Here is a 13,606-nt window from a genome sequence, read left to right as displayed (position 1 = left end):
GAGCTACTGGGACATATAAAAGAGTCAATGTATTCATTATATTCCTAAGGTGAAAAATTATCAATTGAACGACTGCTCCAATTGTAAAGATAGATTATAATAATGGAAATTACATATTGAATAGGATGGTTGAAATGACATTTCGAGAGCGAAAGGGGAAGCAGAAGCGAGTTGCTAAAAAGAAATCGAGTGAAGGCTCTTGGTGGGATATTGTAGTGGAAGTGTTGTTCTATGTACCAGAATTATTGTTAGTACCTTTTCGACTAGTGTGGTGGGGAATCCGAGGCTTGCTTAAATGGATTTGGTAGATAGGTAAGGTTTCTCTATGTAAGAAGATTCTTCATTGCAAAGAAAAAGAGACTGTTAAAACAGCCCCTTCATTTCAGTAACTGGAACAATTCTTCTTTGCTGCGGGGCATCGGTCCTTCATCCCGAAGCAGTTGCTTTTCCAGCAATTGTTGTGCCGTTTCAAATACCCACGGTTTTTCTAAATGAGCCTGATTCAGTAATGCTTCGTTATGAAAAACGGTTACAGGGTCGCCGTGATACAAAATTTCACCAGCGCTCATGACGATGATTTCATCTGCCCATTCATAAGCAAAGTGAACATCATGAGTGGAAAGAATAATCGTTTTATCTCCTTGATGAATATCACGGAGAATGTGCATAATTTGCTTTGAATAATAGGCATCTAAGCCTGCGGAAGGTTCATCTAAAATGAAAACTTCCGGATTCATCGCCAATACCCCAGCAATGGCGACACGCTTTTTTTGTCCTAAGCTTAAAAAATGAATCGGGCGATCTTGCAGGGAAGTCACTTCTGTCTGTTCCATCGCCCATTCTACTTGCTTGCGTACTTTTTCCTGCGCCCAGTCTAAATTCATCGGTCCAAAGGAAATATCTTGTCGTACATTGCCGGAAAACAGCTGTGAATCAGGGTCCTGAAAGACAATACCCACTTGCTTTCTTAATGTCATCAAGAACTTTCGATTATACCTCACCTGTTCTCCCTTAAATAAAATAGAACCTGTTGTAGGCTGTAAGATTCCGTTTAAATGTTGAAATAAGGTTGATTTACCGGCGCCATTGTTCCCTAATAGAGCAATTTTCTTCCCTTTTTTTATGGTGAGAGAAAGATTTTTTAACGCTGTTGTGCCATCGGCATAGCGATGGGTGAGCTGATCGATTTTGAAAAAAAGCTCGTCCATTATAAAGTCCCTCCAAATAATAGATAGACCGCTACGATACTAGCAATAATGGTCGTAATAATTAGCCAATTTACAGCTGAGTACTGATAGTTGTCGTCTATATACATAATGTCCTCTGTGTATCCACGTGAATCCATTGCGATTGTTAGCTCTTTCGCTCGTTTAAAGACGTTAATAAACAAAGAAGAAATTAACAACCCAAGCGAATGCAGCCATTTTTTCGTTGTCATATAGCCCAGTCTAGAATTTTGGGCTTGATAAATGTGTAATGCCGTTTCTAAAAAAACAAAAATAAAGCGATACGTAATTTCTATTATTTCAATGAGTAATTGCGGTACCTTCAGTTTACGCAGTACTTGAAAAATCGCATTAACGGGTGTTGTTAATGTTAAAAAGTATAAACAGCTTATACTGCTCAATACAACAAAAACGAGATTCATTGCTATTTCAATATTGTTTTCTGTGATGAATACTTTCCAATTACCTAACTCCGCAGACCATAGTGTGTCAGGAGTCACCGTTTCAACACTAGCAAACGAAATAAGAATCGTGAATATTCCTGATAAAAGGAAGAACCCTGGAAGAAGCAGCAATTTAATATAATAACGAAGCGGGATTTTTGCCCCCAAAATGATAAAAGCACTCGTCACAGTGAAGGTGATGAGTGAAACAATCGTGTCTTTGACAGTTAAAGCAAACAGGAGAAGGAATAGCGCGAATGTCATCTTCTCTACTGGGTGAATATGCTTTAGACGATTGAAATAGGCATATTTATCGATTAGCAACATGTTTAGATGGGCTTTCTTCTTTTTTTGATTTATTTTTTCCTCTTGCATACCCTATAAAGTAGCCTATGAATCCAGCTCCAATTGCTGCTTGAAGAACGAATAATAAGCTTTCAATTTCCGCGCTTGGCGGCTCCCAGATGTTAGAGAACCAAGGTTCATAGCTTGAATTGATTTCGCCAATGGCTTCTTCTGCTTCACCATCAGCTCCGCCAAATTCAGCTCCTTTTTGAATAAACAGAGGGAAAATCGCTAGGATGACGACGAATCCGAGCATTAATAGATTTTTTTTCATCTTAACGGGCCTCCTTTGTTAGAACACGAAGTGCTTTCAATTCGCTTACATTATATTTTTTTAAGAAGTTCATAACAATAACGGTTAATAGTCCTTCACTGATTGCTAATGGAATTTGTGTTAACGCAAAGATTCCAGCGAATTTAGTGAAAGAAGCCATGAAACCACCAACTTCAGAAGGGAATGCTAAAGCAAGTTGAATAGACGTCATGACGTATGTTCCTAAATCGCCAAGTGCTGCTGCTAAGAAAACAGCTACGGAAAAAGACCAGCCAGCTTTTGTAGCGCCTTTATATACAAGATAGGCAATAATCGGTCCAACAACAGCCATGGAAAAAGCATTCGCTCCAAGCGTTGTTAATCCTCCATGAGCAAGTAATAAAGCTTGAAATAATAAGACGATTGATCCGACGATACTCATTGCAAATGGTCCAAACAGCACCGTACCTAAGCCAACTCCAGTAGGGTGAGAACAGCTTCCGGTAACGGATGGAATTTTCAGTGCGGATAGAACAAAGGCAAAAGCCCCTGACAAACCAAGCATCATTTTTGTTTCAGGGTTTTCTTTGATGCCTTTACGAATCGAGCGGAAACCAAGAACTAAAAATGGGAGGGTAACCGCCCACCAGAAGATTGCCCATTCAATAGGGAGGAATCCCTCCATAATATGCATAGCGGAGGCTTTATTAGGAACGAAAAGCAATAATGCGATAAAATAAAGAACTTTCCAATTCAATGTTTTCATACATGTCTCCTTTTTAATCTTTGTTATTTTGGAAAAACAATCGGCAGCGTTTTACGTACTTTTTTGCCGCTGCCATCACCTCCTCATTTGTTATCCCTGAAGAACGTGAGAGTGTGTCTGAGCTTTGTAAAATTATGTACAAAACAAAAAAGCACTTCTTTCATCCTTGAAAGAAGTGCATAACTGAATAGTAGCAGGACTGTGATTAAAAAACACTGACTAGCTATATATCCGTATCCCCATCCTCGTAGGTTGAAACAGTTTTACTCTTTATGGCAGGTCTCCTGGCTCTGGATCACGACATCATTACAACCTTCCCATCTTAGAGTAGACAGTGGTTCTTACGTAAGTAATGATGCTCCCCATTACAGTGGCGGGACCGCGCCGGACTTGCACCGACTTCCCTTTTAAGCCAAATATCAAAATTTAGCACCGTAAAGTTTATAAAGTTTTAAGATTTCTAGCATAGTGTATCATGAGAGAATTGCTTCTTCTATAAAAATTTTTTTAATGATTGTATTTCAAAAATGGAATATAGAAAAATATTGATTTTTTTAGAAAAAATGGAACAAAAAGCGGAAAATATTTGCTGAATTATTTTCCCTGTATAGGCTAGATTTACATGTAAGTTGTAATTATCTATTTGAAATTTTAAAAAGATGGTATATGATAGGTACAGTTTTACGAATTGAGAGAATATTGTTATTAAATAATTGAATATAAATTATAAATTTAAAAGTGCCCAAAGTGTCATGCTAGGGATAATAGGGAAATCGGTGAGAATCCGATGCAGCCCCCGCTACTGTAACGCTGATGAAATTGTCAATACCACTGGTGCAAACTGGGAAGGGACAAGAGTAAAGAGAAGCGCAAGCCAGGAAACCTGCTTTTAAGTGAAAAAGTAATACTTTTCGGAGGGAAGGGTAGAGGCTGTCAAATATATGGAGCGGCATGTTTATGCTAATGCATGTTATTTTTTAGCTTGTTAAAAACCTTAACTCAAGAGAGTTAAGGTTTTTTTTATTCTCTTCTGCCTAATAGGAGGAAACATATGACAACTTGGAATTTAAAAGGTACAAAGTCTCATCTGCTGATCTGTAACGGAAGTAGTTGCATGAGAAAAGGCGGCGAAGAAGTGACACAAGCCGTTCGTGATGAAATTAGTTTACTAGGATTGGATGAAGAGATTCATACGACACGAACTCGTTGCAATGGACGATGCAAAGATGCTTGTATCGTCATTGCCTATCCAGAGGGTAATTGGTATCGAGTTGATTCCCCTGAAATTGGCCGCCAAATTGTTCGGGATATGCATGAACCAAGCCTTGAAACGCACAAAGTATATCAATTTGTGAACGGAGAAATGTCACCTAATCCAGCAGCTGCTGCTATTGTAGGAGTTTCAAAGAAAAAATAGAATGATGTTGCAAATTGTATGAAAGGGGATGTTTGTATGGCACAAAAAGGGAAACTGTTTGTTGTTGGATTTGGTCCAGGGGACTTTAAACATATTACAACACGAGCTGTGGAAGCACTTCAAGAAAGTGATTTTATCATCGGTTACAAAACATATGTGGAATTGATTCAAGATTTATTAACCGATCAAGCGATTATTAGTACAGGAATGACAGAAGAAGTATCGCGTGCACAAGAAGCGGTAAAACAAGCGGAAAACGGCAAGAAAGTAGCCGTTATTTCAAGCGGTGATGCAGGGGTTTATGGAATGGCGGGCCTTGTGTATGAGGTCTTAATTGAAAAGGGATGGAAGGAAGCAACAGGTGTTGAAATTGAAATTATTCCTGGGATTTCAGCGATTAATTCCTGTGCATCATTACTTGGGGCACCCGTTATGCATGACTCTTGTACGATTAGTTTGAGTGACCATTTAACACCGTGGGAGCTGATTGCGAAACGAGTTGAAGCAGCGGCACAGGCGGATTTTGTTATTGCGCTTTATAATCCGCGCAGTGGTCGTCGAACAAGACAAATTGTTGAAACACAGCGGATTTTACTGAAATATCGTTCGCCAGATACGCCAGTAGGGCTAGTGAAAAGTGCGTATCGCGAGCGTCAGGAGATTACCATTACGAATTTAGCAGAAATGTTGAATCATGATATTGGAATGCTGACAACCGTTGTAATCGGGAATTCATCGACATTCTTATATGACAATAAAATCATTACGCCTCGTGGCTATCAAAGAAAGTATACATTGGGTTCAGAAAAGCAGCCGTTAAAACCGCATCAACGCTTGAAAAAAGAAGCAGAGCCATGGGCGATGGATCAAGAAACAGGACTTACGCAAGGCTCTTACGGAGAAGCCGCTGTTGGGTTGCTGACGAAAGCGCCTGAGAAGAAGAGTACGAGCACTTCTTACGAGGTAGCGTTGGAAGCTTTATCGAGAGTATCTGGTCAAAGTGTGGTTAAGCCAACAACTTCATCGTTCGTTCAACAAAACATAGAATCCATATTTGAACTAGCAGTTAGCCCGGGTGTTGCGAATAAGCAATTTACACCGCAGCAAATGATGACACTAGCACAAGTTGTTGGTGAAAAAGGAACGATGGAATATACGCCGAATCATAAAATCGTATTAAAAATCCCGACGACTGAACCAGATTTAATTACAGAGAAACTGCAATCCGTTGGTTTTTTATTGTCCCCAATTGGCGATGTTGTGACGTTAAAAGCGTGTGATTTCTGTGACGGTGAAAAAGAAGAACCGATTCCTTATGCGGATGAATTGCAGCGTGTACTTGGTGGAATGGAGATGCCGAAAGAATTAAACATTGGGTTTAATGGATGCGGGATGGCTTGCTATAGTGCGGTCATGGATGATATCGGAATCGTCTTCCGCAGAGGGAAATTTGACTTATTTGTAGGCGCCAAACCAGTTGGACGAACAGCTCATCCAGGTCAACCCGTTGCGGAGGGAATTGAGCCGGAGCGCCTTGTTGAATTAATTACAAATATTGTGGAAGAGTACAAGCAGAACGCACATCCTAATGAACGATTATTTAAATACTTCAAGCGTGCGAAAAAGATTCAAGGTTTTCAATATCAAGACATTGCACCAAAGATTCACATAGAGCCAGCACCATGTGAGGATTAATGAATAGGGGGAAATAGTGAATGAAAGCAGTATTGTTTGTTGGACATGGAAGCCGATTAGAGGCTGGAAATGAAGAGGTTCGTATTTTTGTAGACAAGATGATTCCAACAATGGATGAAGGCTTAATCATTGAAACATGTTTCCTGGAATTCGCATCACCTAATATTTCACAAGGGATCGATAATTGTGTGAAAAGAGGAGCTACAGAAGTTGCTGTTATTCCAATTATTTTGCTGCATGCGGGTCATTCGAAGCTGCATATCCCTGCCGAAATTGAGGATGGAAAGACTAAGTATCCAGAAGTGAAATTTACATATGGACAAACGATTGATGTTCATCCAGCAGCATTAGAGATCTTAACCGATCGTTTGGAAGGCATCGGCTTTGATACAAATGCGGAACATCATGACACAGCTGTTTTATTAATTGGCCGCGGTGGCAGTGATGCCGATGCGAATAGTGATTTTTATAAAATTACTCGTTTGCTTTGGGAGAAATTGAATGTGAAATGGGTGGAAAGTGCTTTCATGGGTGTTACGACACCGCTTGTCGATGAAGGGATTGAACGCTGTATCAAGCTTGGTGCCAAAAAAGTGGTTATGCTGCCATACTTCTTGTTTACAGGTATCTTAATGGAGCGAATGGCGAAGATGCTAGAAGGCTACCAGGAGCAGTATCCAAATCATGAGTTTATGTTAGCGGATTACTTTGGTTATCATCCGAAGCTTCAAACAATTTTAAAAGAGCGTGTGGCAGAAGCATTGGAAGGAACATCAAGAGGAACTCAAGATTTAGAAAACTATCGTTTGTATGTCGAGGAGCATGGTGACGCGCATCATCACCACCATCATGACCATGATCACCATCACCATCATCATCATCATGACCACGATCACGATCACGACCACGACCATGACCATGATCATGCACATGAGGTGGAGGCATCAAAATGATTCTGTTCTTGGCGGGCACAAGTGATGCAAGAGAATTAGCGATTGAGATACAGAAAGCTGGTTTTCCGGTTCTAGCAACAGTCGTGACAGAATCAGCAGCGAAAAGTTTGCAAGATGCAGGGATTGATACTCAAATTGGACGATTAACAGCGGCGGATATGGCTGCATTAATTGCTGAAAAGGGATTTCGAGCGGTCGTGGATGCAAGTCATCCATTTGCGGAAGAAGCTTCAAAAAATGCGCTTCAAGCAGCAAAAGAGGCAAACGTTCCTTACATTCGCTATGAACGAGAAAGCCAACGATTCCATGACGACAAATTAACTGTTGTTAGTGATTATGCTGAGGCGGCTAAGCTTGCCGCAGAGAAGCGAGGCGTGATTATGCTAACAACAGGTAGTAAAACATTGGAGATTTTTGCAAAAGAATTAATAGGTTTAGAGAATACTAGATTAATTGCGAGAATGCTGCCGCGTATCGACAATATGGAAAAATGCGCAGAGTTAGGTGTTGAGCAAAAAAATATTGTGGCGATACAAGGGCCGTTTTCAAAGGAGTTAAATAAAGCACTATATAACCAATACGGTGTCACATTAATGATTACGAAAGAAAGCGGAAAAGTTGGCTCAGTCGATGAGAAGCTGGAAGCCGCTTTGGAGTGTGGCATTGAAACGATTATGATTGCTCGTCCAAATGTGAATTATCAAAATGTATATTCGAACTTTGACGATGTGATTAACAATTTGAATAAACAATTAGGGGGAAAATAAAATGGACTTTAAAACAGATTTCAAACCGTTAACAGTTGATCCTGACAAAATTTATGATTATAGCTTTGCTATGATTGCAGAAGAAATGGGACCACATAATTTCTCAGAAGATGAGTGGAAAATTGTCCGCCGTATTATTCATGCATCAGCAGACTTCGAATTAGGAAGAAGCGTTATTATTCATCCTGATGCAATTCGTGCGGGAATCGAAGCGATTCGCAAAGGACGTCATGTTATTGCAGACGTACAAATGATTGAAAGTGGTACAGGGAAAAAACGTTTCCAAAAGTATGGCGGAGACCTGCATTGCTATATTGCAGATGAAGATGTCACAATTGAAGCAAAAAAACAAAATACAACGCGCGCAATTATTTCGATGCAAAAAGCAGTACGTGAAAATGAAGGCGGCATTTATGCAATTGGAAATGCGCCAACTGCTTTATTAGAACTCATTCGTTTAATCAAAGAAGGAATTGCAAAGCCAGATTTAATTATTGGAATGCCTGTAGGTTTTGTTTCCGCTGCAGAATCAAAAGAGGAGCTAGCTAAAATTACTGAAGTTCCTTTTATTACGAATATTGGTCGAAAAGGCGGAAGTACGGTTACAGTTGCGGCACTGAATGCGATTTCTCTTTTAGCTGATCAGGTATAATCATGCAAAAGAAAGCGAAAAAAGACCCGTCGGAAATGAGACATGGCTATACGACAGGAGCTTGCTCAACAGCAGTAACGAAGGCAGCATTAACTGCTTTAATTACTGGTGAGGCGCAGGAAACTGCAACGATTCATTTACCTATTGGGCGTGATGCGACTTTCACGATAGAAAAATGTGAAATGGACAAAGACTCCGTGAGTTGTGAAACGATTAAAGATGCAGGTGATGATCCAGATGCGACTCATCAAGCACTTATTGTTTCGACAGTAAGCTGGACGGATACACCAGGCATTATTTTGGACGGAGGAGTCGGGGTTGGTCGAGTGACAAAGCCCGGTCTTCCTGTTCCAGTCGGTGAAGCGGCGATTAATCCGGTGCCGCGCAAAATGATTTTAACGACTGTAGAGCAGACGTTAGAAGAGTTTCAGATTAATAGAGGTGTAAAAGTTGTAATTTCTGTTCCGGCCGGTGAAGAAATTGCAAAGAAAACATTAAATGGCCGACTAGGAATTATCGGTGGCATCTCGATTTTAGGGACAAGGGGCACCGTAGTTCCTTTTTCTAGTTCTGCCTATATGGCGAGTATTGTTCAAGCCATTAGTGTGGCCAAAATGGCAGGCTGTGAGCATCTCGTCTTAACGACGGGCGGACGCAGTGAGAAATACGCGATGGGGCTGCTATCTGAGTTACCAGAGGAAGCTTTCATTGAAATGGGTGACTTTGTCGGCTTCTCTCTAAAACAATGTAAAAAGCAAGGAATTAAGAAGGTCACGCTCGTTGGGATGATGGGAAAATTCTCAAAAGTTGCGCAAGGCGTGATGATGGTTCACTCAAAAAGTGCACCGATTAATTTTGAATTCCTTTCGGAGCTGGCACGTGATGTCGGGGCTAGTGAAGAGCTTGTGACAGAAGTAGCAAGTGCGAATACTGCTTCTCAAGTCGGTGAGCTGATGGCTGAGACAGGCCATGATGCCTTTTTTGATCACTTGTGTGAAGCGTGCTGCTACTCGTCATTACACCATATTAAAGGTGGAATAGAACTGGGAACAGCGATTTATTCGATGAAAGGACAATTACTAGGAAGGGCTGTTGGCATTGACTCAATCGATGAAATTAATTGGAATCGGGGATAACGGACAAGAAAGCTTACTGCCGCAATATGCACAATGGATTGAAGAAAGCGAAGTGCTTGTTGGCGGTGAGAGAGTACTATCTTTCTTCCCGAATTATCAAGGAGAGAAAGTTGTCGTTAAAGGCGGTTTGAAAGCGCTTGTGGAGAGATTACAAGAAGAAACGCGTCCAACGGTTGTGTTAGCTTCAGGTGATCCGCTTTATTACGGAATTGGCGGTTATCTTTCTAGCAGAATAAATATAGAAGTATATCCATATGTAAGCTCTGTGCAACTTGCTTTTTCAAAAATGGGTGAAAGTTGGCAAGATGCTTATGTAACAAGTGTTCATGGCCGGAGTATGAAAGGACTGGCACAGCGAATTGATGGTAAGGCAAAGGTAGCGTTGCTGACAGATGCTGAGAATAGTCCGAATCGTCTTGCCGAATATCTCCTTTCGTTCGGGATGAACGAGTATCGAGCATTTGTTGCCGAAAACCTGCAAGGGGAAAATGAAAAAGTAGGCTGGTATGAACTCCAAGACATGGTGAATCACGAGTTTTCGCCATTAAATGTTGTGATTTTGAAAAAAGTGGCGGATGGTCCAAGCTGGTCGCTAGGTATTGACGATGAAGAGTTTTCACAACGGAAGCCAGACAAAGGGCTGATTACAAAAAAGGAAATTCGCGTATTAAGTTTATATGCGTTAAACCTCAAGAAAGATAGCATTGTTTGGGATGTTGGAACATGTACTGGTTCAATGGCGATTGAAGCAGCAAGACTAGCTCCAGAAGGGCAAGTATTTGCTGTTGAAAAAAATGAACCGGATTTAGAAAATTGTTTGCAAAATCAACGCAAGTTTCGTACCGATTTAACAGCCATTCATGGAAAAGCACCGCAAGGGCTTGAAACTTTTCCAGATCCGGATGCGATTTTTATCGGGGGAACGGGCGGCGAAATGGTTGACTTAATCCAAACATGCTGTCAGCGCTTGAAAGAAGGCGGAAGGATTGTTCTCAATGCTGCGACCATTGAGAATTTATACCGAGCGAATGAAGCTTTTGCACAAGCAGGCTTTCAAACATCCATTATGCATGCACAAATTTCCCGGAGCAAGCCAATCCTAGGCATGAATCGTTTTGTTCCGCTGAATCCAATTTATATTATTACGGCACAAAGAAAGGAAGAAACGAATGAGTAATCTCGGCACATTATATGGTCTTGGCGTTGGTCCAGGAGATCCAGAATTAATTACAGTTAAAGCGTTTCGCGTAATTCAAGAGTCACCAGTTATTGCTTATCCACGGAAACGTAAAGGCAGCAAAAGCTATGCACATCGAATTGTAGAAGTATATATTCGCCCTGAAGAGAAAGAAATGCTTGGGCTTGTTTTTCCAATGACAAAAGACCAAACCATCTTAGATCGTGAATGGAATGCGACGGTTGAGAAGGTTTGGGAGAAGCTGCAGGAAGGGAAAGATGTAGCTTTTGTAACGGAAGGCGATCCGCTTTTATATAGTACGTTTATTCATATGATGAAATTAATGCAGGAATTGCACCCTGAAGTGGACATTAAAACTGTGCCAGGCATTTCATCCTTTAACGGTTCTGCTTCAAGACTAGGGATTGCTTTAGCTGATGGCGATGATCATGTAGCAATTGTTCCTGCTCGTGATGATTATGAAGCGATGAAAAAAGCGCTTGAAGATCATGACGCGGTTGTATTTATTAAAGTGGCGAAAGTAATAGACTTAATGATTACGGTTTTAAAAGATTTAGACCTTTTAGAGAAAGCCTCTGTTGTAACAAAGGTAACATCTGATGAAGAAGTGATTTGGAAGGTTAGTGAGCTAGAAGGCGTTGAGCTTGAATACTTAACATTAATGGTGGTGAGAAAATAATGAAGAAGATTTATATTGTAGGAGCAGGCCCGGGAGATCCAGATTTAATTACAGTAAAAGGCTTAAACATTCTTCAAACAGCAGATGTTGTTTTATATACGGATTCGTTAGTAAATGAGGAATTGATTGCCAAGGCAAAGCCAGAAGCAGAGGTATTAAAAACAGCTGGTATGCACTTAGAAGAAATCGTTGATGTAATGGTAGACCGTGTGAATGCAGGGAAAATGGTTGCTCGTATTCATACAGGCGATCCAGCTATGTACGGAGCAATTATGGAACAAATTGCGCTTTTGAAGAAGGAAGAAATCGGATATGAAGTGATTCCAGGTGTGAGTTCGGTATTTGCTTCTGCTGCGGCAATCGGTGCGGAACTGACGATTCCCGATTTAACACAGACGCTTATTTTAACAAGAGCGGAAGGACGTACACCGGTTCCAGAGTTTGAGAAGCTAAAAGATTTAGCAAGTCACCATTGTACAATTGCGCTTTTCTTAAGTGCCACGTTAACGAAGAAAATTGTCAAAGAACTGCAATCGGCTGGTTGGAAAGATGAAACACCAGTTGCTGTGATTCAACGTGCCTCATGGCCAGACCAAAAAATTGTTCGTACGACATTAGTGAATCTAGATGAAGATATGCGCAAAAACGGAATTCGTAAACATGCGATGATTTTAGCGGGATGGGCATTGGATCCACATATTCACGAGAAAGATGAATATCGTTCAAAGCTATACGATGCGAGCTTTACACATGGATTCCGTAAAGGAATTAAATCATGATTATCGAATTGCAAGAAGGAATTCAGCCTGTTGTTGTCCAAAAGAATTCTTATGCGATTGTAGCGATTACGAAGCACGGTGTTGAAATATCTCGACGTTTACATACGATGTTTGCTAATTCAGATTTGTACTATATGAGCAAATTCGAAAAAGGTGATGAGGAGCAGAGGCATATCCAGCTGTTTTCAGGCAGTGTGCGGATGCTGCTCCCTACGCTTTTCAAACAATATAAAGGCATTATTATGATTATTTCCCTCGGTGCCGTTGTCAGAATGATTGCACCGATTTTACAAGATAAAAAAACAGATCCAGCTGTTGTGGTCATTGATGATCGAGGGGAAAATGTTATTAGTGTTTTATCGGGTCATCTTGGCGGTGCTAATGAACTAACGCGAGAAGTGGCTGCTGCTTTAGATGCAAGAGCAATTATTACGACTGCTTCTGATGTGCAAAAAACGATTCCTGTTGATTTATTCGGCTCCCGATTTGGTTGGGTATGGGATTCAGCGGAAAAACTAACGCCTGTAAGCGCATCTGTTGTAAATGAAGAGCATGTTGCGATCGTCCAAGAATCGGGTGAGCGTAATTGGTGGATGCATGATACTCCTATTCCGGAATCTATTATTAGCTATCCTTCTATTGCTGAGGCAATTGAAGCGAAACCGAAAGCTGCGTTAATCGTGACTCATCGTTTGTTAACGAAAGAAGAGGAAGTCATTTTAGAAAACGGGATTGTTTTTCGACCAAAGACAGTTGTAATTGGTATGGGGTGCAATCGCGGAACGTCAGCAGAAGAAATTGAGCAAGTGATTGTGGATACGCTAGTAGAACTTCATATTTCTATTAAAAGCGTAAAGGCGCTTTGTACCATTGATTTGAAAAAAGATGAAGCGGGCTTACTGGAAGTTGTAGAGAAATATGGCTGGGAGTTTGTGTATTATCCACCAGTTGAATTAAATACAGTGACGATTGAGGCACCGTCTGATACTGTATTTAAATATACAGGTGCTTATGGAGTGAGTGAACCAGCTGTTCGCTTATATTCAGGAGCAGAGCAATTAGAGCTTGTAAAGAAAAAGTCAGGAAATGTCACGATTTCTGTCGGAGTTATTTCTTTTTAAAAAAGCTATGTTAATCAATATTGTTGATAAAGCGATTTTTGACTTATTTCGTGTGAGACCTCCGTCTCACACGTCTTTCAGCTACAACAGAGTTATATAATAAAGTCTTAAAATAAGAAATGATAAACTTTCAAGGCGTTTTGTGTCTTATGTTTGTTGCTGATTATGGGCACCTT

General features: G+C 40.6%; 15 protein-coding genes and 2 riboswitches. Of the genes, 11 read left to right on the top strand and 4 right to left on the bottom strand.

The window, feature by feature from the left end; all coding sequences use genetic code 11:
- The first annotated feature begins 134 nt into the window (after positions 1–134).
- Entirely contained in the window at positions 135–308 is a 174-nt protein-coding gene (locus V7068_RS18435; protein ID WP_499713986.1) for a hypothetical protein, read from the top strand.
- 69 nt (positions 309–377) lie between these two features.
- Here the strand turns inward: V7068_RS18435 and V7068_RS18430 are convergent, their stop codons facing one another.
- The 4 genes from V7068_RS18430 to V7068_RS18415 are packed head-to-tail and all read right to left on the bottom strand — an operon-like array spanning position 378 to position 3,033.
- Positions 378–1,208 (bottom strand): energy-coupling factor ABC transporter ATP-binding protein, encoded by an 831-nt coding sequence (locus tag V7068_RS18430; protein ID WP_499713985.1) that lies wholly within the window; start codon positions 1,206–1,208, stop codon positions 378–380.
- A complete protein-coding gene (cbiQ, locus tag V7068_RS18425) occupies positions 1,208–1,996 on the bottom strand; it encodes a cobalt ECF transporter T component CbiQ (RefSeq protein WP_499713984.1) in 789 nt (262 codons plus the stop codon). Before cbiQ ends, V7068_RS18430 begins: the two co-directional genes overlap by 1 nt.
- Complete coding sequence (locus V7068_RS18420) at positions 1,980–2,288, bottom strand: energy-coupling factor ABC transporter substrate-binding protein (protein WP_499713983.1); 309 nt, start codon at positions 2,286–2,288, stop codon at positions 1,980–1,982. The genes cbiQ and V7068_RS18420 overlap by 17 nt, the downstream gene beginning before the upstream one ends.
- A gap of 1 nt (position 2,289) precedes the next feature.
- Positions 2,290–3,033: an energy-coupling factor ABC transporter permease gene (locus tag V7068_RS18415; RefSeq protein ID WP_499713982.1), complete on the bottom strand. Its 744-nt coding sequence runs from the start codon at positions 3,031–3,033 to the stop codon at positions 2,290–2,292.
- Between the two features lie 257 nt (positions 3,034–3,290).
- Positions 3,291–3,485: riboswitch (cobalamin riboswitch) on the bottom strand.
- 267 nt (positions 3,486–3,752) lie between these two features.
- Positions 3,753–3,938: riboswitch (cobalamin riboswitch) on the top strand.
- Between the two features lie 146 nt (positions 3,939–4,084).
- Between V7068_RS18415 and V7068_RS18410 the strand changes: the two genes are divergently transcribed.
- The 10 genes from V7068_RS18410 to V7068_RS18365 are packed head-to-tail and all read left to right on the top strand — an operon-like array spanning position 4,085 to position 13,430.
- Positions 4,085–4,450, top strand: coding sequence for a (2Fe-2S) ferredoxin domain-containing protein (locus V7068_RS18410; RefSeq protein WP_499713981.1), 366 nt, complete (start codon positions 4,085–4,087; stop codon positions 4,448–4,450).
- 36 nt (positions 4,451–4,486) lie between these two features.
- Positions 4,487–6,145: a precorrin-3B C(17)-methyltransferase gene (gene cobJ / locus V7068_RS18405; protein WP_499713980.1), complete on the top strand. Its 1,659-nt coding sequence runs from the start codon at positions 4,487–4,489 to the stop codon at positions 6,143–6,145.
- 20 nt (positions 6,146–6,165) lie between these two features.
- Positions 6,166–7,098 (top strand): sirohydrochlorin chelatase, encoded by a 933-nt coding sequence (locus V7068_RS18400; protein ID WP_499713979.1) that lies wholly within the window; start codon positions 6,166–6,168, stop codon positions 7,096–7,098.
- Entirely contained in the window at positions 7,095–7,865 is a 771-nt protein-coding gene (cobK, locus tag V7068_RS18395) for a precorrin-6A reductase (RefSeq protein WP_499713978.1), read from the top strand. The genes V7068_RS18400 and cobK overlap by 4 nt, the downstream gene beginning before the upstream one ends.
- Before the next feature lies 1 nt (position 7,866).
- Entirely contained in the window at positions 7,867–8,517 is a 651-nt protein-coding gene (locus tag V7068_RS18390) for a precorrin-8X methylmutase (protein ID WP_488988275.1), read from the top strand.
- Between the two features lie 2 nt (positions 8,518–8,519).
- Positions 8,520–9,653 carry a cobalt-precorrin-5B (C(1))-methyltransferase gene (locus V7068_RS18385; protein ID WP_499713977.1) on the top strand — a complete coding sequence of 378 codons (1,134 nt, stop codon included), beginning with the start codon at positions 8,520–8,522 and terminating at the stop codon, positions 9,651–9,653.
- Positions 9,616–10,830, top strand: a complete 1,215-nt coding sequence (gene cbiE, locus V7068_RS18380; RefSeq protein WP_499713988.1) for a precorrin-6y C5,15-methyltransferase (decarboxylating) subunit CbiE — start codon at positions 9,616–9,618, stop codon at positions 10,828–10,830. The genes V7068_RS18385 and cbiE overlap by 38 nt, the downstream gene beginning before the upstream one ends.
- Positions 10,823–11,530 carry a precorrin-2 C(20)-methyltransferase gene (gene cobI, locus V7068_RS18375; RefSeq protein WP_127762269.1) on the top strand — a complete coding sequence of 236 codons (708 nt, stop codon included), beginning with the start codon at positions 10,823–10,825 and terminating at the stop codon, positions 11,528–11,530. Before cbiE ends, cobI begins: the two co-directional genes overlap by 8 nt.
- Positions 11,530–12,309 (top strand): precorrin-4 C(11)-methyltransferase, encoded by a 780-nt coding sequence (gene cobM, locus V7068_RS18370; RefSeq protein ID WP_499713976.1) that lies wholly within the window; start codon positions 11,530–11,532, stop codon positions 12,307–12,309. The genes cobI and cobM overlap by 1 nt, the downstream gene beginning before the upstream one ends.
- Positions 12,306–13,430 (top strand): cobalt-precorrin 5A hydrolase, encoded by a 1,125-nt coding sequence (locus tag V7068_RS18365; protein WP_375350104.1) that lies wholly within the window; start codon positions 12,306–12,308, stop codon positions 13,428–13,430. The genes cobM and V7068_RS18365 overlap by 4 nt, the downstream gene beginning before the upstream one ends.
- The last annotated feature ends 176 nt before the right edge of the window (positions 13,431–13,606 follow it).

This window comes from Bacillus sp. JJ634, assembly GCF_036962285.1.
Classification (GTDB): Bacteria; Bacillota; Bacilli; order Bacillales; family DSM-1321; genus Peribacillus; species Peribacillus asahii_A.
The sequence above is the reverse complement of the archived record's forward strand: the minus strand, read 5'-3'. Positions and strand labels throughout refer to the sequence as shown.